A 19,812-nucleotide genomic window follows, 5' to 3' on the forward strand; every position below is an offset into this window, starting at 1 on the left:
ACACTCAGTTCATTGAAAATCCCCGCCAAGATTTAGTATGATGAAACCTGAATGAAGGTTTTTAAGTTCATCGCGAAATACGCTCTTATTTTTATCGTTGTCAGTGTGATCACAGTCCTGGCTGCCATTGGCGGAGTGGCTTATTACGCGCTCAACAATCTTCATACCGAAGCTAAAACCAATCAGAACCTTGTGGACGTGATGAAGATTGGCGAAAACTATGTCGCGGAATTAGAGTCCTTCGAAAATCTGCAACGCCAATTGCAAAATAAGAAAATGCCTCCGTTCTGCAAAACGCTCTGCAACCCGACTGAGCTTGATCAGGACGCCCTGCTTAACGAACGCACGCCCTATCTGACTCAGTTTTACAAAGCCAGCGGCCATCGTGCTCTCCAAGATCCCATGTTCCGCTTTAAGTTAGAGCAAATGTCCTCGGTTTCTAGAGCGGTGCCCCCATCCGTCCGTGACCTTATGAAAGACATTTTAAATCCCCAAACTTTTGAGTCTCAGAACAAAGCCCTCTTGGCCATTAAAGTCGAAACCGCCCTTTTGATGAACTTGCCATCAGCTCAATCCCGCCTAGATTCCTTTAAAAGCGATAATGACAAGCTGAGCATGGCGCGCGACTGGATTAAAGCCTGCCAAAAAGGTGCTAATTCCAAGAAAATCACGGCTGATTGTGAAGCCGAATTCGCTTCATCAAACTAAGCTGGCGCCCTTTAAAAACATGCCTTAAAATATAGCACCATATCGCTTTGCATTAGCCGAGTCGCCTCCCCTACAAAGCTTTAATAGAATTCGCGCTTGTGCTAGGCTTCTTGGCGATTGAGGTGCTCATGAAAATCGACGATTTATCTCCACGTAACGAATTTATTCCTCGCCACATCGGCCCTAACGATTCCGACATCCAAGCGATGTTGAAAGAATTGGGTTTCGCATCTTTGGATGAGTTGGCTAACAAAGTTATCCCTTCGCAAATCCGCACGGATCACAAATTCGACGGCGTTGGTCCCGGCATTTCTGAATTCGGTTTGTTGAATCATTTGAAATCGATGGTTTCAAAAAACAAAGTGATGAAATCCTATATCGGTTTGGGTTTCCACGATTCAATCACTCCAACAATCATCCAAAGAAACATTTTTGAAAATCCAGTTTGGTACACAGCCTACACGCCTTACCAAGCAGAGATCGCACAAGGTCGCTTGGAAGCATTGTTGAATTTCCAAACTATGGTGGCTGATTTGACTGGAATGGAAATTTCCAACTCATCACTTCTTGATGAAGGAACAGCTGCTGCAGAAGCAATGTTCATGGCTCACGCACTTTGCAAAACAAAAGCAAACGCGTTTGTTGTCTCAGACAAAATGCACCCACACGTAATCGAAGTCCTTGGCACTCGTGCAGAGCCATTGGGTCTTGAGATGATCGTGACAAATCCAGCAACTTACGACTTCGCTAAACCTGCATTCGGTGTGTTCTTCCAATACCCTGATACTGAAGGTGCGGTAGAGAACTACGCAGACCTTGCAAAAAAATACCAAGCACAAGGTGCACACGTTGTCGCTTCTGTAGATTTGCTAGCAATGACTCTTCTAACTCCTCCGGGCGAGTGGGGTGCTGATATCGTTGTGGGTAACTCTCAACGTTTCGGCGTACCATTGGGTTACGGCGGTCCTCACGCGGCTTTCCTTGCGACGAAAGATTCTTACAAGCGCATGATGCCAGGTCGTTTGGTGGGCGTGTCTGTGGACTCTCAAGGCAAACAAGCTTTGCGTTTGGCTTTGCAAACTCGCGAACAACATATCCGTCGTGAAAAAGCGACTTCCAACATCTGTACAGCTCAAGTGCTTTTGGCAAACATGGCTTCTATGTATGCGGTTTACCACGGACCTGAAGGTCTTAAGAAAATCGCTCAACGTGTGAACCGCCTGACTGCAATCATGGCTGATGGTCTTTCTAAACTTGGCTACAATGTTTCTAAAGGCGCTTTCTTTGATACAGTAACGGTTACTTCTGACAACGCTGCTGGCATTTTGGCTGAAGCAGAAAAGTTGGGAATGAACTTCCGTCAGATCAACGAAAAAACTTTGGGCATCTCTTTGAATGAGACTGTGACATTGACTGATGTTGAAACTGTTTGGATGGCGTTCAATGGCGGCAACAAAGCGGCTTTCGATTGCTTGGCGATCGACGACACATTGAAATCGGAAATCCCAGCCGATCTTGCGCGTAAATCTAAATTCATGACGAACTCTGTGTTCAACTCTCACCACAGCGAGACTGAACTTCTTCGTTACATCCACCATTTGCAAAACAAAGACATCACTTTGACTCACTCAATGATTCCATTGGGTTCTTGCACAATGAAATTGAATGCAACGACTGAGTTGGTTCCAGTATCTTGGCCAGAGATTAGCAAACTTCACCCGTTTGCTCCGGTTTCTCAAACTTCTGGTTTGATTGAAATGATCAAAGACCTTGAACAAAAACTTTGCGACATCACGGGCTTCGCAGCTGTGAGCTTGCAACCAAATGCAGGTTCGCAAGGTGAGTACGCTGGTCTTCTTGTGATCCGTAAGTACCACCAATCTCGTGGCCAAGCTCACAGAAACATCTGCTTGATCCCTTCATCTGCACACGGAACTAACCCTGCTTCAGCGGCACTAGCTGGTATGCAAGTGGTTGTTGTGAACTGCGATGACCTGGGTAACGTTGAGATCTCTGACTTGAAAGCGAAAGCGGAACAACACAAAGACAACTTGTCTGCGTTGATGATCACTTATCCATCCACTCACGGCGTTTACGAAGAAGGTATCAAAGAGATCTGCGATATCGTTCACGCAAACGGCGGCCAAGTGTACATGGACGGCGCGAACATGAATGCCTTGGTTGGTATGTGCCGCCCAGGTACTTTCGGTGCTGACGTATCTCACATGAACTTGCACAAAACATTCGCGATCCCTCACGGTGGTGGCGGTCCTGGTGTGGGTCCAATCGGTGTGGGCGCTCACTTGAAAGAATTCTTGCCGAAACACTCTTTGGTTCCTGAAGCAGGTCCTGCAAATGGTATCACGTCAACGACGTCTGCTCCTTGGGGTTCAGCTTCAATCCTTCCGATCTCTTGGGCATACATCACGATGATGGGCGCTGAGGGTCTTCGTAAGGCGACTCTAGTGTCAATTTTGTCAGCGAACTACATCGCTAAGAAATTGGAAAAAGCATACCCAGTTCTTTACAAAGGTAAATCTGGCTACGTAGCCCATGAGTGCATCATCGACGTTCGTGATATCAAAAAAGTTTCTGGTATCGACGTGACTGACGTTGCAAAACGTTTGATCGATTACGGCTTCCACGCTCCAACAATGTCTTTCCCAGTTGCGGGCACATTGATGATCGAGCCGACTGAGTCTGAACCAAAACAAGAAGTAGATCGTTTCATCGATGCTATGCTTGCAATCCGCGGCGAAATCGCGGCGGTTGAGTCTGGCAAAATGGACAAGGAAAACAACGCTCTGAAAAATTCTCCGCACACAGCGCAGATGATGATGAAACCTGAATGGAATCATCCGTACTCTCGCGAAGAAGCGGTTTATCCAGTAGAGTGGTTGCGCACGAACAAGTTCTGGCCAGTTGTAGGACGTGTTGATAACGCCTACGGCGACCGCAACTTGATCTGCTCTTGCCCATCGATCGAAGAATACCGCTAGATGAAAAAAGTCCTTCTTATCCGCCTTGATAAAATCGGCGACCTGATCTCCACAATGTGTGTGGATCAGGCGCAGTTCATGGCGGATAAAGAGGTCAAATGGGTTATCGCTAAAGGTTTAAGCTTTGTCCCTGACAATGCAGATCCCAAACGTTCTTATATCGAGCTTTCCAAGGATGATTGGAAAACTTCTTTAAAAACACTTCGTACATTTATTCGTGAATTCAAACCTGACGTGGCTGTGAGTTTTCAAGCACCATGGTGGGTTTCGTTTGCATTGTGGGCAGAAGGCGTAAAGGTTCGTGCTGGTGTTCAATCGCAATGGCATAGCTTTTTGTTTTTAAATAAAGGCCTTCGCCAACGTCGCAGCCAAGCCGTGCAACACGAAGCTGACTACAACATGGATTTGCTGCGTTTCGCTTTGGATGAAAAATCCAAAGATCCAACACCCGTTTTAAAATTGGTGGCTGCAAAAAATCCTGAACTGCTAGCGAAACACTCTCTGACTGAGAAAAATTATGTTGTGGTCCATCCAGGCATGGCGGGTTCCGCTTTAAACTGGCCAACGGATCGCTATATTTCTTTAATTGAACAGATCACTCCTTTTGCGAAAGTTGCTTTAACAGGAACTCCCGCAGATGAGCCTTTTCTAACTGAAATCAAAGCTCGTTTCAAAAACGATGCAAATGTGATCAATCTACAGAATCTGCTAAAACCGGCAGAGCTTTTCACGGTTCTTAAGAACTCCAAGGCTGTCGTCGTTCCAAGTACAGGAGTCGCTCATATGGCGTCTTCCTTGGGCGCAAATGTCCTGGGCCTCTACTCGCCCATCCGTGTGCAACACCCCCGCCGCTGGGCTGCCCGTGGTGAGAATGTAAAAATTTTCGTATCTAAAAACGAAAATCCCCCTTTTGACCACGCAATGGAAGAAATCCAAGTCGAAGATTTGCTAAAAGCCCTGAACACTCTGTAGAATCCCGCCATCCATGCAAAGACAGTTCACCGTCCCAGCCAATTTCGAAGAGGCTATAGCGAAAGCATTAGTCGACTACAAGCTTACCTTGAATGATTCCAAGGACCTGGCGAAGTGCGTGTTGGCGTTGTCTGATTTCTTTATCACTCAGCCTGATGGACAAACTCCGTGGCATGAATCCTGGGCGCAAGTAGCTTATCTTTGCTATTACTTGCCATTGAATGCCGCTCGCTTACGTGCAGTTATTTCTGAGGGCGAAAAACGTGGGTTCTTTCAAGATTTAGAAGAGGTCATGGATTTCGGCGCGGGCCTTGCCACAGCTTCCTTAAGTCTCTCTGAAACTCAAAATCTAAAATACACACTGATCGAACGCGCAGCAGAGCCACAGCGTTTGATTGAAAAATACTTCCCGTTCTTTAAGTCTGAAGAATGGATTCGCACGATCAATGCGGCGAAAATCAAAAATCCAAAGAAGACTTTGGCTTTGTTTTCTTACTCTTTGACCGAGCTCTCTGATCTGCCTGATTGGGCCTATAACTGCGAAGCCTTGATGATTGCCGAGCCCTCGACTCAACAAGATGGTCGTAAACTCATGCAGCTTCGTGCAAAGCTTTTGGAAAAAGGCTTTCATGTTTGGGCACCTTGCACTCATGAGGGACCTTGTCCTCTACTGACTCAGTCGAAAACAGACTGGTGCCATGACCGTATTCACTTCAACGCGCCTAAGTGGTTCCTAAGTATGGAAGAACAACTTCCAATGAAAAACCGCACTCTGACAACAAGCTATCTGTTGATGAGAAAATCAAAACCGACGGCCATCGCTGCAGCTCGTGTTGTCGGTGATACATTGAAAGAAAAAGGCAAAGACCGCCAAATGATATGTCGCGGTTCTGATCGTGAATTTCTAGCGTGGATGCACAAGTTTAAAATCGAGCAGGAAATCCCTCGCGGAGCTTTGATTGAGCTACCTGAAAACCTGCAAAAGGTTTCTAACGAATTAAGAACTCAGCAGGAAATCCGCGTTCTTTAAGCGGATTCCTTCTGCTCTTGAGCCATCAATATATTTAACCACTTCACCAACACAGCACGGACACGTTTTTTATCCAATGGTTTTGAAATGAAATCATCCATTCCACTTGCCAATGTTTTATCACGGTCTTCCTTCATCGCATTAGCGGTCATGGCAATGATTGGGATCGCACTGTTAGGAACCGTGTCCCCAATACGAATCAGCGCCGTCGCCTCATAGCCGTCCATCTCCGGCATGTGGCAATCCATCAGGATTAAGTCATAAGGGCGCAACTGCATAGCCTCCATGACCTCTTTACCATTCCCTGCGATATCACAGCGCAGACCGAAGTGCTCAAGCATTTTCGTGATAATGATTTGATTGATTTGATTATCTTCAGCAACCAGGATTCTCCATGGCTTTTCACGTGCTGGAATTTCCTCTGCAACAACGTCTCCGTCAGCGTGACTAAGCTCATTTTGTCCAGGGAACAAACGAACCGTGAACCAGAAGTTAGAACCTTGACCTGGAGTTGAATCAACATGAATTTGACCTGACATCATTTCAATCAGACGTTTACAGATCGCTAACCCCAACCCCGTACCACCGTATTTTCTGGTCGTGGAAATATCGGCTTGAACAAACTCTTGGAAAAGTCCATCAATCACTTTTTGTGAAATCCCGATACCAGAGTCGATCACTTCAAACTTTAGATTATAACCGTAGCTATCTTCACCTAAAAGAGACGCTTTGATTTGCACTGAGCCTTCGTGAGTAAATTTAATAGCATTGCTGATCAAATTCATGAAGACCTGACGAATACGTCCCGGATCACCCTTAACCAGTGCTGGAAATCCCTGCGGGATATCAAGTTTTAAATCAATGCTCTTCTGACGAGCTGAGAAACCAAACGACTTATGGATATCATGCAAAGTACTGACGATATCAAAGTTAACTTGTTCAAAAGTCATGTGACCGGATTCGATCTTAGAGAAATCCAAAACGTCATTCACTAACATCAACAGTGAATCCGCAGAACTTTTAATCGCTCTTGCATAATCCAGCTGTTCAACCGAAAGCTCCCCGTCCATCAAAAGACCGGTCATACCCATAATACCATTTAGTGGAGTTCTGATTTCATGGGACATCGTCGCCAAGAACCGCGATTTTGCTTGTGTCGCGCGCTGAGCTTTATCACTCGATACAATCAACTGAGACTGAGTTTTTTCAAGAGTATCAATCAGCTTGTTTTTTTCGCTGTACTCCTGAGATTGCGCTAAGGCCCCAGATAAGAATCCCGTCACGATCTTTAAAGAGTTAAATGCGCTCTCTGAAAAACAATGGGTTCGGGCTGAATAGTTCTTAAGAACACCGATCACGCGGCCATGATGCTGCAATGGAACTACAATCATCGATGCCAAATTCACCTTGCGGCAGGCTTCTAAGTTTACGATTGGCTCTAATGCCACATCCGGACAGCTGAGTGCTCGCATTTCTTTCAAACACTTACCAGAAAAAGTCCCATCAATTTTCAAACGAAGATCTTGAAATCCTTCGGCAGAACCATAGACGTGGCGATAAACGAACTCATCGCCCTCCACCATCTCAAGAGCCGAACCGTCGGCACCCGTAAGTTGTGCAGAAAGACGCACAACCAAGGCCATCACGGCATCTTCATCTAGATCAGTGTTATTCCCGATTTCATTTTGCAATTCAATAACTTGCTTACCTAGGTCTCTTTGGTATTCGAGATCTTTATTAGTGTCAGCTAAACGATTGATCACCGTGGTGCGGGCGCGATAGGACTTAGCAATCAAACCCATCAGAATTGCGATCAAAATAGTTTCAATAATACTACCGACCAGCAGAATCATTTTACCATTCTGAACGATACCTTCCATCCAGTCGCTGCGCTCTGCGACCATGCGTCTTTGCTCGTTCTCCATGGTACTTAATGTTGAACGAAGTTCCGTCATGATGTTATTGCCTTCACCACTTTTTACGATGGCTAAGGCTTGTACGGTCTTTCCTTGATTTCTAAGCTGAATCGTTTGATCTAACTCTGCCAATTTTCTGTTAATCAGAACTTCAACTTTTTTTAAGCGATTGAGCTGATCGGGTTGATTCGCTAGCAGGTTTTCAATGTCTTTAAAAGCCTTCGGGATATTTTCGGTAGCACTATAGTAAGGTTGCAGATATTTTTTATCGTCCAACAACATGAATCCACGTTGCGCAGTTTCAGCATCAGTTAAATAGTTTTCAAGATTAGCAATACGATAAGCAGTCGAGCGAGCATCGGCACGAAGATCACTGATTTCACGAATCGACTTGATACTCATCTGCTGATAGTACCCGATGGTAATCGTGATCATAAGACAGATTAAAAAACCTGCCGTCGTTCTGAAGTTGAAGTTTTTAAACAGTTTCATCGAGCTCCCTGAAGTGCAGCTTCAAGGATACCCAAGGAGATAAAATCATTGTGATAAATCAAAATTCATATATTAAAATAGGACTATAGTTCCGTTTATTGCAGACGCAAAACTCAAGAAATATTGAGTTGGGACAAAACACTTATATATTTAGATCCACAGTTGGTTAACGAATTCTCCCAGAACTCCACCGTCATGGCCCCGGGATTGCTTAGTCATCCTTCGACTATTATTAAGACTTTTACTTGGATACCAGACCTATTGGCAGGCACTTATTACAGCCACGTCCAAAGGTTCAACATCCCGGGAGACCCAATGAAGAAATTGGCCATTGTTTTTATGAGTTTAGCGCTCTCTGCCCTGGCGGAAGCAAAGACCCTAGTGATCTCTGATATCGATGACACGATCAAGGTTTCAAACATCCTATCGAAGGCGAGAGCTTCGGGATCATTTTTCGATGACGACAGTCGCTTCGTCGGCATGGCTGAAATCTATCAAGCCCTTGCCCGCCAAATTCCAGACACTGAATTTCACTATGTGAGTTTAGCGCCCAAAGTTCTAATGAATGAGCAGCACTCTGACTTTCTAGAAGAAAATGGCTTTCCTGTGACTCAACTACATATGAACTCAGGGATCAAACAAGATCCGGAGTTTAAACAAAAGGTGATCCGCCAACTGCTTCAAGAAAAACAACCTGATCTGATTATTTACTTTGGCGACAACGGCCAGTTCGATGCTGTGGTTTATGATCAGATGATGCAAGAGTTCCCGCAGATTCCGGCACTTGCGTATATCCGTGAAGCTTATTCTAAGTTAAACGAATCAAAACACCCAACGATGCCAGGACAAATCGGATTCGTGACGAGCGTGGAAGTTGTGCTTGATTTGATTTCCAGACGTCTATTGCCTGTCAGCGATTATCGCCCGATTCAAGACATCGTCTATGATCGCTTGCAAAAAGATGATGGCAGCGAAAACTTTGGTCCTATGGTTTTCCCAAAATGGCAAGACTGCCGTGATTTTGTTTGGAAATGGGAAGTTAAAAACCCGCCGCAAAAGTTGATCGAAATCATCAATGCGATCGAGGCTCGCTGCAAATGAGATCTCTAATTTTATTATTTATCTTGGCAGGTTCGATGAGCGTTACGCATGCTAACGAGCTCAATGACTTTTCGAGCGATGGTTGCAGCAAGAGTCCAGATGGCATTCCCGTTTACTCTCCCGATGTCTTCCTCTCTTGCTGTATTAAACACGACATCTCCTATTGGCAAGGCGGCACCGAAGAGGATCGCCTCTTAGCTGATGAGGATCTAAGATCTTGCATCGAAGCCAAAGGCCATCCCGATATTGCCAGAGCATATTACTATGCCGTTCGTGTTGGTGGCTCCCCGAAGTTTAATTCTAGCTATCGCTGGGGCTATGGATGGAAAGAGGACCGCGGCTACTCACCGCTCTCTTATGTCGATAAAATTCAGGTCGTGCAAAAGCTGTTGAAACTGCAAAGCGAAGGCATTTCCATTCATTAGCGGCTTACGCCACCAATGGAATCTTTAAGACGACTTTCGTACCTCTCGGTTGATTCGGCTCGGCGACTTCTCGGGAGGTGATAACAATACTCCCACCCATCATCGTCAAATACTCCTTCACCAAAGGCATTCCGTAACCGGTACCTTTTTCGCCGTGAGTTCCTGCTCTGGTGGTCGCCGCATCCAAGTTATAGATCTTGTTCAATAAGCTTTCTGGTATACCAATGCCGTAGTCCTGAATCTCAATGACTGCCATTGATTCCTCAGTATAAGCCCGCAAATCAATTCGTTCTCCGGGCAAAGAGAACTTAACCGCGTTATTAATGAGATTCGCTAAGACGACATTGCTTAGAATTGTCTTTTCACTTCTGACGATCATTTTATCGCGAGTCAGGTCCAACGCGATCTTGATACCCTTTTCGGTCGCGCGAAACTCTAACTTTTCCAACACCTCATGCAGAATGATGGGGATTGAAACCGTACTCAATGGCATTTGCGCTTTACCATCTTTCACGGCTTTCAAGTGTCGCACCTGATTTAGTAGATTATTGATATCGTTTACAGCACGCTCCATTTTATCCAGCTCCGAACTTATAGGAACTGGCTGTTCTTGATCGCCCCTGGCCTTGATCAAATTATAGGTCATCGCTGACAACGTATTTGCAACGTCATGGAGAAGCACTCGAAGCAGATTCTCGACGTCCCAATGCTTTTCTTGCATGCGCTTTGCGTACTTCTGCTCTCCTTTAATATGGAGATGAGTTGTGATACTTGCGAAGAGCAAGAAGGTGCAGACGTTGAAGCTTTTTTCAAAACTGTAATTGCCGTAAGTCGCAATAATATTAACGCTGTCTCCGCGTTGCTTCAGATACCAGAACCAAATCATCGTCAGAAAGACGACAGAGTATCCAAGAACCGCACCACGAACTCTTAGCAGTACACCCATTACTAATGGAATTGCCGCGAGCCAAAATATTCCCGGCGCATCGACTCCGCCAGACAGATACAACAGATAAATCAAAACTGTGGATGCAAGGCCACTGCAGGAAAGAGCCGCTAAGGAATAGCTTTTATATCCATACAGAAACAAGGGAGGTAAAATCGCTGTCGCAACCCAAAGGGTCAGTAAGCCGGTATTGAATTCAGTCACATGATATTCAAAATTAAATTTAATCAGATAGACACTGGAGATGACCAAGCAGAAGACATAAATCATCTTCAGATAAAAGAGTCTCTTTTGCTGGGCTTCCTCAGCTGTAATTTTGAACTCGAACATCTAGTCTGTATTCCAATTCTTGTTTGATATATATCGGCAATTGAAGCCTGGGAACGAAGAGGAATACAAAGGTTTAATCCTCCCGTCTCGAAATGACATAATCCACTCTTAGGAAACATCACGGGCTAGACCTTCCGCCAGGAAAAGTGCCGCGTCCTTTTTGTAAGCGTTTTCGCCCACCGCTCTTAGGTCCGCTTCGGCGCATGTCTATTTACTGAAAATAAGAATCCTCATATTCTTGACTATAAACAAAGGATTGTGATGACTCCCACTAAAACGTCTCTCGAATTTACCGAGCGAATGGCTGGCCATTTTGTTACTAAGCCATTCACTTTGTCCACGCATGCTCCTCTTAAAAAAAATGATTTTGAACATCTGGTGGAGTCACCATCGCGAGTTCCGTTTGAGTTCACGCTGACAATCAAAGTTTCAGACTTAGATAAATTCATCGCCGATCCCCAGCTTCAAGCAGAAGCCGTCGGCAGCATCACGGATTTTCATATTGAAAAAGGTCTTTTCAATCTCTTTGTTAGACCTGAAGCAAGCTCTGCACTCGATACCGCCAAAGAAATGCACTACACACTTTTCCTAAAAGACAAACAGGGCAAGCCTTGGACGTTCTTTGGATTTAAAGAAGTCATCAAAGAAGACTCCTTTGAAATGTGGGATCAAACCACAACCCTGTACTACTATTTGTGGGAAGGACATAGCGAGCACAATCCCGGCGAAAGCAAACAAGTCAGTGGCGCCGGAATACTTCATATTTCCGTCAGTGATTTCATCAAGCAACTGACGACCTTTAAAAGCAACGCACCTTCGGTCATCGAAGAGCAAGAAGCTGTTGTTAAGTTTTTAAATGTCTTTGCCAAAAATCTTTGGCAGTCCTATGCGCCGTTTATTTTTACGACGACGACAGCGCGCTGGAATGAGCACTTTTATCCGATGCACACCACTCAAGGTGTCGCGATGGGTGAAAAGAATCTTTACCCGCTGGATACTCCGGATGGTTTAACGATATCCGTTCAACGCTTTAAAGTTAAAGAATCTAAAAATGTCATTCTGTTGCTTCATGGATTAACAACATCCACGGATATGTTCATCATGCCAGAGCATCAGAATTTCGTGAATTACCTGCACAGCAATGGCTACACGGATGTGTGGTCCTTGGATTGGCGTGGGAGTGGGCGCTTCACATACAATCTGGGCCCTCACCGCTATAATCTGGATGACATAGCAAAAAATGATATTCCTACCGCTGTAGAATTCATTCGCAAACAATGCGGAGAGGACGTTAAGATTCACGTTGTCTGTCATTGTGTTGGCTCTATTTCTTTCATGGCATCTCTGGCGGCAGGTCACGTCAAAGGAATCACGAGTGTTATCTCTAACAGTGTTTCTTTAACTCCCAAGGTTCGCTGGCAGGCCTTCCTCAAAATGCTCTTTGGCCCAGAACTTTTGGAATATATTTTTGGTTACGCTTATATCAGTCCACGCATGGCGTACTTCCCAGGCCCTGGATTCGGTAAATGGCTTTATTGGATGGAAAGAGGCATTCGCCATGAATGCAAAGAACCCGCATGCCACTTGGTAAGCTTCATGTGGGGCTGGGGATATCCGGCTGCTTACGTTCATAGAAATATTCATCCAACAACTCATCGTCGCTTGGTGGATCTATTTGGTGGGACGAGCTTTCACTATTACCGCCACATCAGAAAAATGCTGTTTGCGAAAGCGTCGGTCTCTTTTGATAAATCTAAGAACTACCTGGATGAATGCAAAAAAGGTGACTTACCACCGACACTTTTCATCAGTGGCTCTGAAAACAATATCTTCCCGGGTTCAAACAAACTTACTTATGAATCCTTAAAGCAAAGTAAAAATGCCGCGAAGGTCGAATACATAGAAATTCCAGGATATGGGCACCAAGACACCTTCATGGGACAGTATGCTCACATCGAAGTCTTCCCAAAACTTTTAGCTTTCTTAAATAAGCAAAGGACATAACATGCAGGTCGATTTTCACTTGGGAGTTACGTACGTCCTGGCCCGCATGAGCGGATTTACTCCGTTTGAGGCAAATACCATCGCCAGTAGCTCGCAGTACGTGGATGATGCTGTTAACTCGGGAACGATACTCTTTCAAAACCGTTCCGCCTATGAGTTCCGCGCGAGCGCTCATCGCATGCTCGACTATCGAAACTTTAAAGAGCTTTCCAATCATCACGTGTGGATTCCATTTCACTTTATCCCTGGTAATGAAGTCCATGAAAACGGTGTTGATCACTTGGCGCAAAAGCTGGTTTGTCGTCCCAATAGCGTGATTGCTCAAGAGATCGTAAAAAGCTGTGTCGCCAATTTTCATAAAACCTTTGGCCATCACTTACTCGGAGTAACAACTCACGCCTTTGTCGACACATGGGCTCACCAAGGCTTCGCCGGCATCACTCACGAAATCAACAAGGTCAGTGAAATCTATGATGGCGAAGGCGCTTTAGATACAGAGATGATGAATTACCGTAAAAAGTATTATCGCAGAAATCCCTTCCGCAGATTTTACGACTGGATTCGTTCGTTCTTTGTCGGCGAATACAATCCCATTGGACATGGCACTGTGTTGTCTTATCCCGATCTTCCGTATTTACGTTGGAGCTATCAGGACTGGCAAGGCAAGACGATTGAGCGCAACAACCCTGCTGACTATATGCAAGCGGTTCATCACGTGCTGGAGTTTTACAAAGAAGTTCGCAAAGCCAATAACCTACCCGTGGTTAAAATATTCGACCAAGATCTGCGCAAAGTGCGAGAGCTTTTAGAAAACATCGATGATGAAGAGGGCGAACAACGCCTTGAAAAATGGCGTGAACATATTCAATGCGGAAGTTTTCAATTCGGTACGGACACATGGAAGTATTCTGTAGAAGGACCCGAAAGCTGGCTCAATGAAGCATTCGATATCGACATCCTCGAAGATTTTGAATTCGAAAATGTCCCCTACAAAGAAGAGTTCTTAAAATCAAACTGGAAGCTGATGCACGACGCTTTGTTGTTCTATCGATTTACCGTTCTGCACGATGTTCTGCCTAGATATCAGATTTGTGTCGCATAAGGATTGGCTCTATGAAACTTGATTTCGACTATGTAGTTATTGGTTCTGGTTTTGGTGGTTCCGTCATGAGTTGTCGCCTGGTAGAAAAAGGGTACAACGTTTGCCTTTTAGAAAGAGGCCGTCAGTGGAAAATGCACGAGTTTCCTCGCCGCCCTCATGAAATTCAAGAAAACATGTTCTGGGACCCCGAAGATGGAAAATACGGTTTGATGGAGTTTCGCGACAATCCAGATAGCGATGTTATGACTCTTACCGCCAGTGGATTGGGCGGAGGCAGTTTGATTTATGCTAACGTCCTCTATCGTATGCCCGAAGAATTCTTCGTAGGCTGGCCCGGTGAATTGACCAGAAATAAACTGGAACCTTACTATGACAAGGTCATCTCGATGATGGAGGCTCGCCCCTATCCGTTCGATACAGATCCTTACTATCAAAATACACCGAAGACAGCGGCTATGAAAAAAGCTGCTGAGCAAATGGCCCAGAATCCAGCCTCTTTGAGTCCGGCTGAATTTCAACTGCCACCACTCGCGGTGCGCTTTGAGGGTGAGTTCCCAGGACATCAAACGCAAAACTCTCATGGTGCTATCCAATCGAAATGCAACAAGTGCGGAGAATGTGACCTAGGTTGCAACATTCACGCAAAGAACACGTTGGATCTAAATTACATCTATCGCGCAAGAAATCTAAAATCATCTGCAGGCCAGTTAGATGTTAGAACTCAAGCTGAAGTCAGTAAGATCGAATACCAGGGCGATCATTATAAAATCACCTTCCATGTACCACAGTTTCCTCAGCAAGAGATCGTTCTGACGACCAAGAAAGTCGTCTTATCCGCGGGCTCTGTTGGATCGACCTCTCTGCTACTAAAAATGAAACAAAAAGGTCTTTTGCCAAAACTGAATCGTTGGCTTGGCAAAAAGTGGTGCGGCAATGGCGATCTTTTAGGAATGGCCTTAAACACCAACGACAACATCGATCCCTCAAACGGACCTGTCATCACCGGAGCGATCAAGTATTCCATGCAAAACTATTCTGATGGTTTCCGTCACGGCATGTATTTAGAGGACGCCGGATTTCCGATTGGTATGGCTTGGTATCTATCCGGCAAAGTTCCACAGTTAGCTGGCATAAAGGGTGTATTGTCCCTCGTTGTCAGCAACCTAAAAAAATACTTCTGCAAAATCCTAGGAATCAAAAGCGAAAGCAAAACCGAAATCAATGTCGGCGATCAGTTCGCAGGAGCTCTGGATCAAGCAACCTTTGCCCGCAAAGCCATGGTCCTTTTAGGCATGGGCCGCGATCGCTCAGATGGAGTCATCTCGCTGAGAGCCGACGGCCAAACGGTGATCAACTGGGACATCGATAAAAGCGATTTGCATTTTGAAAGAATGCGCGAAGAGATGAAAAAGGTCAGCGAAAACCTAGGCGGAACTTTCATGGACAATCCCCTCACCCATCTGGATAAAATCATAGCCGTCCATCCACTGGGAGGCTGTCCCATGGGCGACAGCGCTGACTCAGGTTTCGTAAATACCCACGGAGAAGTCTATGGCTATGAAGGCCTCTATGTTGTGGACGGAAGCATCCTACCGACATCGACGGGCACAAACCCCTCGCTAACGATCGCCGCTGTAGCCGAATATATCGCCGAAAAAATCCCCGTCAAAAATCATACAGTTGAAACGACGAAAATGTCCTAACGCCCATTAATCCTGCTTCTCTTTCCGACGAAGCAGGATTAACGTATCCGCATGACAGCTTTAAGCCCTATCCATGCTTGGCATTACGACATGTTGATTGACCATCAACGCAACCATTTCTATGAAGAGATCATTCGCAAAAACTGCAAAGACAAAATCGTTTTAGAAATCGGCGCCGGCAGCGGCCTGATGTCAGTCCTAGCAATCCGCCACGGAGCCAAGCAAGTCATCTGCTGTGAAGCCAACCCCCTGTTAGCGAAAGCCGCCGAGCTTTTAATCCGTCGCATGGGACTAGAAGATAAAATCAAACTGATCCAAGGCTTCTCAACCGACATCGCCACAGACTCTATTCCAAAAGTAGACATGGTCCTACACGAACTCTTCGCCTCAGACCCATTCGCCGAAGACGTGATTCATTCCTTGAGAGACGCCAAACGCTTCATGAAGCCAGACGCCATCTACGTCCCCGAAGGAATCCAACTGACCTACCAAGCCGTCAAAGGCCATGAACTAAGACAAGAACTAAAATTCGCCGGAATCGAACTGACTGAGATGACTCAGCTGTTGGGGCAAGTTCACCCCGCCCTAAGAAACAACAAAACACCAGGCACCCAAAACAAAACCTACTTCCTTCCAAAAGTAAGCATGGAAAGCCTAGTAAAAAACTCCTACGACTACCTAGAAACAAATCCCGACCTAGTAGGAGTAGACGCCATCGAACTAACCTACATGATCTACGACGGCGAAAAAGAAATGCAAGCAGCCCCGTTTGGTTTGCTAGCAGAAAACCGCCACTGGTCGACAATCTTCTTCTACAAAACCAATCTCCCCTCAGACCAACTACAATTCTGCCTACAAAACGAAGAAATGAAACTGGCAGTCTTCTAGCCTCAATCATATTTCCAAAATATAAGAGCCACCCCGTCTTAACTTCAGGAATTACCCTCGTTAAAGCCATCTAATGCGATTTAAAAGCGGCACACGAAGTGCTTTATAGGTCTCCGAATATCTAACGACGGAGCCTCACTTGAAACCCATTGGAAATAACCTAACTACAAGATTGTTTAACCTGATTAAAGACTTCCGCGTTCCCATGATCCTTGGTTTTCTGGGACTGACAATCTCCGTGATGGCCTCATACATTTTCGGAATTGTCGCACTCTATGTGGCAGTAGCAGTATTCGTCGTATGCGAAATCTGGTTCTACCTAAGCAAAGGCAACAAACGCCCAAAAACATACTTTTGTATTTCCCCGACGGCACTAGCTGGAGCCTATTTCTTAAGTCTCTTAGCAAATACCTACGCAAAAGCACAGGCAGGCCCAATTAACACAGCAATTACACTCTTCGTGTTCACAACATCCATAGGGATATCCAAAGATCCAAATCTAGAGAACCACTACAAGCGCGAAGAAATTCAAATAATTCTAACCATGCGCAAATATCTAATGATCATAGCAGTAATCTCAATTGCAAGAGAGCTAGCGAAAACCCTGAACTAAAGCGAGCGACAAAGTCGCAAGCAAGTCGAGCTCTGAAAGAGCAAGGTCCCCTCTACGAACGGAGCCGAGTGCCCCAAGAGGTTGTGCCCGCGCTAAAACAGTCCGGGGGACTGTTTTAGTGTGAAGCATGGAGGAAGAAGGACCGCGAAGGCGGTCCGTACGACCGACAGTCCCGAAGCGGCGGTACCAAATCAACCGTACAAATAAAAAAAGCCGACCTATTAAGTCAGCTTTGATTATTCTTCGATCAGAGAAGAAAGATTTGGTGCCCCGCGAGGGACTTGAACCCCCACGCTTGCGCACTAGATCCTAAGTCTAGCGTGTCTGCCAATTTCACCAGCGGGGCAACACCGTTTTAGCGGAAACAAAGATTTAGCGAATTGTATCCGCTAAATCAATAAAAATTATTTCTCTGCGATCAATTTTTTGTAATCAGGGGCTCTCATAAGGTTTGCGAGCTCCTTTTCAGTATCCATTTCGATACGAACCAACCAGCCTTCGTTCACTGGATCGTCGTTCAAAACAGATGGATCGTCGCCCAAAGACGCGTTTACTTCGATTACAGTGCCAGAAACAGGCGCGTAAAGGTCAGAAACGGCTTTTACGGACTCAATAACGCCGAATGTTTGGCCTTGAGTGATTTTTTGACCTTCTTCTGGAAGTTCAACGTAAACGATCTCGCCCAAAGAATCCTGTGCGAATTCAGTGATACCAACAGTTACGATATTCTCGTCAACTTGAGCCCATTCGTGTTCTTTAGTGTAGTAATAGTCTTCAGGAATATGAAATGCCATGTTCGGCTCCTTATTTCGAAATAAATGGTGTTTTGCAAACAACCGCTTTCACTTTGCGGCCACGGATATCCAGTTGGAACTCAGTTCCTTCTTTGGCATAAGCTACATCGATAAATGCGATGCCAATCGGTTCATCCAGGCTTGGTGAGTGAGTACCACTAGTTACCTTTCCGATCTCTTTATTGTCAAAAGAAAACAGGGAGTAACCTTGGCGAGGGATGCCCTTCTCAAGCATCTTAAATCCCACAAGATTTTGTTTCAAACCGGCCTCTTTGACCCCAACGATTTGCGCCTTGTTCATAAAGTCTTTTTTAGCTGCTTTAATAACCCAACCAAGACCCGCTTCGTAAGGATTCGTTGTGTCATCAATCTCGTGACCGTACAGGGAATATTTCATTTCTGTGCGTAGAGTATCGCGAGCACCCAAACCAATTGGAGCCACTCCCAAGTCTTTACCTTGCGCCAACAACTCATTCCACAAAGCTGGAGTCCCCGCAGCGTCTACGAACACCTCGCAGCCCTTTTCCCCTGTATAACCGGTGGTAGCGACCATGATGTTGTGGTTTTGGAATTTTCCAGATTTCACTGTGAACGGTTTCATCTCGCTGACTTTGAAGCCAAAGACGCGATCACAAAGTTCCAAAGCTTTTGGTCCTTGGATAGCGATCTGACCCCATTTATCAGACTCATCCGTCATGTCAGAGCCCTTGTTGTGTTTCGTCATCCACGCAAAGTCTTTATCTTTGTTGGAAGCGTTCACACAAACCAAGTAATCAGAATTTTTAGTCAGGCAATAAACGATAATATCGTCAACCAAGCCACCTTGATCATTCGGTAGCAAAGAGTATTGAGCTTCGCCATCATTCAAGCGAGCCACGTCATTCGTCGTTAGCCACTCCAAAGTCTCAAGAGCCTTAGGACCTTTCACACGAACTTCACCCATGTGAGAAACGTCGAACAGACCTACGTTCTTACGAACATTGTCGTGCTCTTCACGAAGACCAACATATTGTACAGGCATGTACCAACCAGCAAAGTCGACCATGCGTGCGCCCAAAGAAACGTGTGTATCTGCTAACGGAGTTTTTTTCATGGCGAGAGTTTCCAATGCCCTCGAAAAACAGTCAAGAAACGCTCGCAATGTAACGCCGCCGTAGCTTTAGAATTCGCTCTGTGCTAGGTATTCAGGCATGTTTAGACTCTCCGATCGCATGCAAGCTATCTATGATCATTTGATTCCCGGCGAACCCGTCTGGGACTTTTGTTGTGATCATGGCTACCTGGGGTTGAGTGCGTATCGCAGCGGAGACTTTCCCGAAGTGCATTTCGTCGATCAAGTGCCGCACATTATTGAAAAATTGAAAGAGCGCTTCGAACAGAAGCATCAAAAGTATGAAAAAGATCAACGCGCGTACTTTTGGGCGCAAAGTGGCGAAAGCTTGCAGCAGAAAGTTTCTGGAACAGTCGTGATCGTTGGAGTGGGGACATATACCATCACTGACATCATGCAGGGAATTCACGAGAAAAATTCGGGGTTTATCAAAAGATACATCATCAGCACACACAACTACGAAGACAAGTTGGACGCCTTTTTAGATGCTTGGGAACCTTTCAAAAGTGCACATAAACTCACCAAATTCTGTAATGTTCCAGAAAACGGGAGAGTCCGTAAGTTGTTGATATTCGATAAAATTTGAAAATCCTAACGCACACCGTATAGCTCTATTAAATTGCTGTAAGGATGTGAACAAAGAATTGATTATTCGGTCCCCTCCAAATACTAACTAGC

General features: G+C 45.4%; 16 protein-coding genes and 1 tRNA gene. 12 read left to right on the plus strand and 5 right to left on the minus strand.

The features are described 5' to 3' along the window. The first annotated feature begins 51 nt into the window (after nt 1-51). The 4 genes from ACLVWP_RS15725 to ACLVWP_RS15740 all read left to right on the plus strand — a co-directional run bounded on the left by ACLVWP_RS15725 (nt 52) and on the right by ACLVWP_RS15740 (nt 5,709). A complete protein-coding gene (locus ACLVWP_RS15725) occupies nt 52-708 on the plus strand; it encodes a hypothetical protein (protein WP_413558596.1) in 657 nt (218 codons plus the stop codon). A gap of 128 nt (nt 709-836) precedes the next feature. Next, nucleotides 837-3,707, plus strand: a complete 2,871-nt coding sequence (gene gcvP, locus ACLVWP_RS15730) for an aminomethyl-transferring glycine dehydrogenase (RefSeq protein WP_413558598.1) — start codon at nt 837-839, stop codon at nt 3,705-3,707. Continuing rightward, the gene (locus ACLVWP_RS15735) at nt 3,708-4,679 is read left to right on the plus strand and encodes a glycosyltransferase family 9 protein (protein WP_413558600.1); all 972 of its coding nucleotides are present in this window, start codon (nt 3,708-3,710) and stop codon (nt 4,677-4,679) included. It abuts the gene before it with no gap. 13 nt (nt 4,680-4,692) lie between these two features. After that, the gene (locus ACLVWP_RS15740) at nt 4,693-5,709 is read left to right on the plus strand and encodes a small ribosomal subunit Rsm22 family protein (protein WP_413558602.1); all 1,017 of its coding nucleotides are present in this window, start codon (nt 4,693-4,695) and stop codon (nt 5,707-5,709) included. Here ACLVWP_RS15740 and ACLVWP_RS15745 read toward each other — a convergent pair. Next, complete coding sequence (locus tag ACLVWP_RS15745) at nt 5,706-8,117, minus strand: CHASE3 domain-containing protein (RefSeq protein WP_413558603.1); 2,412 nt, start codon at nt 8,115-8,117, stop codon at nt 5,706-5,708. The two genes, ACLVWP_RS15740 and ACLVWP_RS15745, sit on opposite strands and share 4 nt — an antisense overlap. Before the next feature lie 315 nt (nt 8,118-8,432). On the opposite strand from ACLVWP_RS15745, the gene ACLVWP_RS15750 reads away from it, so the two are divergent. Both ACLVWP_RS15750 and ACLVWP_RS15755 read left to right on the plus strand, forming a co-directional pair. Then, nucleotides 8,433-9,218, plus strand: coding sequence for a phosphatase domain-containing protein (locus tag ACLVWP_RS15750; RefSeq protein ID WP_413558604.1), 786 nt, complete (start codon nt 8,433-8,435; stop codon nt 9,216-9,218). Then, nucleotides 9,215-9,643: a helicase gene (locus tag ACLVWP_RS15755; RefSeq protein ID WP_413558605.1), complete on the plus strand. Its 429-nt coding sequence runs from the start codon at nt 9,215-9,217 to the stop codon at nt 9,641-9,643. The genes ACLVWP_RS15750 and ACLVWP_RS15755 overlap by 4 nt, the downstream gene beginning before the upstream one ends. 4 nt (nt 9,644-9,647) lie before the next feature. Here the strand turns inward: ACLVWP_RS15755 and ACLVWP_RS15760 are convergent, their stop codons facing one another. After that, on the minus strand, nt 9,648-10,919 hold the full coding sequence (locus ACLVWP_RS15760; protein ID WP_413558606.1) for a sensor histidine kinase: 1,272 nt from the start codon (nt 10,917-10,919) through the stop codon (nt 9,648-9,650). Nucleotides 10,920-11,219: 300 nt separating this feature from the next. On the opposite strand from ACLVWP_RS15760, the gene ACLVWP_RS15765 reads away from it, so the two are divergent. The 5 genes from ACLVWP_RS15765 (at nt 11,220) to ACLVWP_RS15785 (ending at nt 17,229) form a co-directional block, all read left to right on the plus strand. Then, nucleotides 11,220-12,923: an alpha/beta hydrolase gene (locus tag ACLVWP_RS15765; RefSeq protein WP_413558607.1), complete on the plus strand. Its 1,704-nt coding sequence runs from the start codon at nt 11,220-11,222 to the stop codon at nt 12,921-12,923. A gap of 1 nt (nt 12,924) precedes the next feature. After that, on the plus strand, nt 12,925-14,025 hold the full coding sequence (locus ACLVWP_RS15770; RefSeq protein ID WP_413558608.1) for a DUF6765 family protein: 1,101 nt from the start codon (nt 12,925-12,927) through the stop codon (nt 14,023-14,025). Between the two features lie 11 nt (nt 14,026-14,036). Then, entirely contained in the window at nt 14,037-15,728 is a 1,692-nt protein-coding gene (locus tag ACLVWP_RS15775; protein ID WP_413558609.1) for a GMC oxidoreductase, read from the plus strand. 51 nt (nt 15,729-15,779) lie between these two features. Beyond that, on the plus strand, nt 15,780-16,616 hold the full coding sequence (locus ACLVWP_RS15780) for a 50S ribosomal protein L11 methyltransferase (protein ID WP_413558610.1): 837 nt from the start codon (nt 15,780-15,782) through the stop codon (nt 16,614-16,616). Nucleotides 16,617-16,755: 139 nt separating this feature from the next. Beyond that, complete coding sequence (locus ACLVWP_RS15785; RefSeq protein ID WP_413558611.1) at nt 16,756-17,229, plus strand: hypothetical protein; 474 nt, start codon at nt 16,756-16,758, stop codon at nt 17,227-17,229. A 263-nt stretch (nt 17,230-17,492) separates the two neighbouring features. On the opposite strand, the gene ACLVWP_RS15790 is transcribed toward ACLVWP_RS15785, so the two are convergent. The 3 genes from ACLVWP_RS15790 to gcvT form a co-directional block, all read right to left on the minus strand. Beyond that, nucleotides 17,493-17,575 (minus strand) — tRNA-Leu (locus ACLVWP_RS15790). A 58-nt stretch (nt 17,576-17,633) separates the two neighbouring features. Continuing rightward, entirely contained in the window at nt 17,634-18,023 is a 390-nt protein-coding gene (gene gcvH / locus ACLVWP_RS15795) for a glycine cleavage system protein GcvH (RefSeq protein WP_413558612.1), read from the minus strand. A 10-nt stretch (nt 18,024-18,033) separates the two neighbouring features. Next, nucleotides 18,034-19,116 carry a glycine cleavage system aminomethyltransferase GcvT gene (gcvT, locus tag ACLVWP_RS15800; RefSeq protein ID WP_413558613.1) on the minus strand — a complete coding sequence of 361 codons (1,083 nt, stop codon included), beginning with the start codon at nt 19,114-19,116 and terminating at the stop codon, nt 18,034-18,036. Nucleotides 19,117-19,213: 97 nt separating this feature from the next. Between gcvT and ACLVWP_RS15805 the strand changes: the two genes are divergently transcribed. Continuing rightward, complete coding sequence (locus ACLVWP_RS15805) at nt 19,214-19,720, plus strand: SAM-dependent methyltransferase (protein ID WP_413558614.1); 507 nt, start codon at nt 19,214-19,216, stop codon at nt 19,718-19,720. Nucleotides 19,721-19,812: the final 92 nt, after the last annotated feature.

This window comes from Bdellovibrio sp. HCB209 (assembly GCF_047306065.1).
Taxonomy (GTDB): domain Bacteria; phylum Bdellovibrionota; class Bdellovibrionia; order Bdellovibrionales; family Bdellovibrionaceae; genus Bdellovibrio.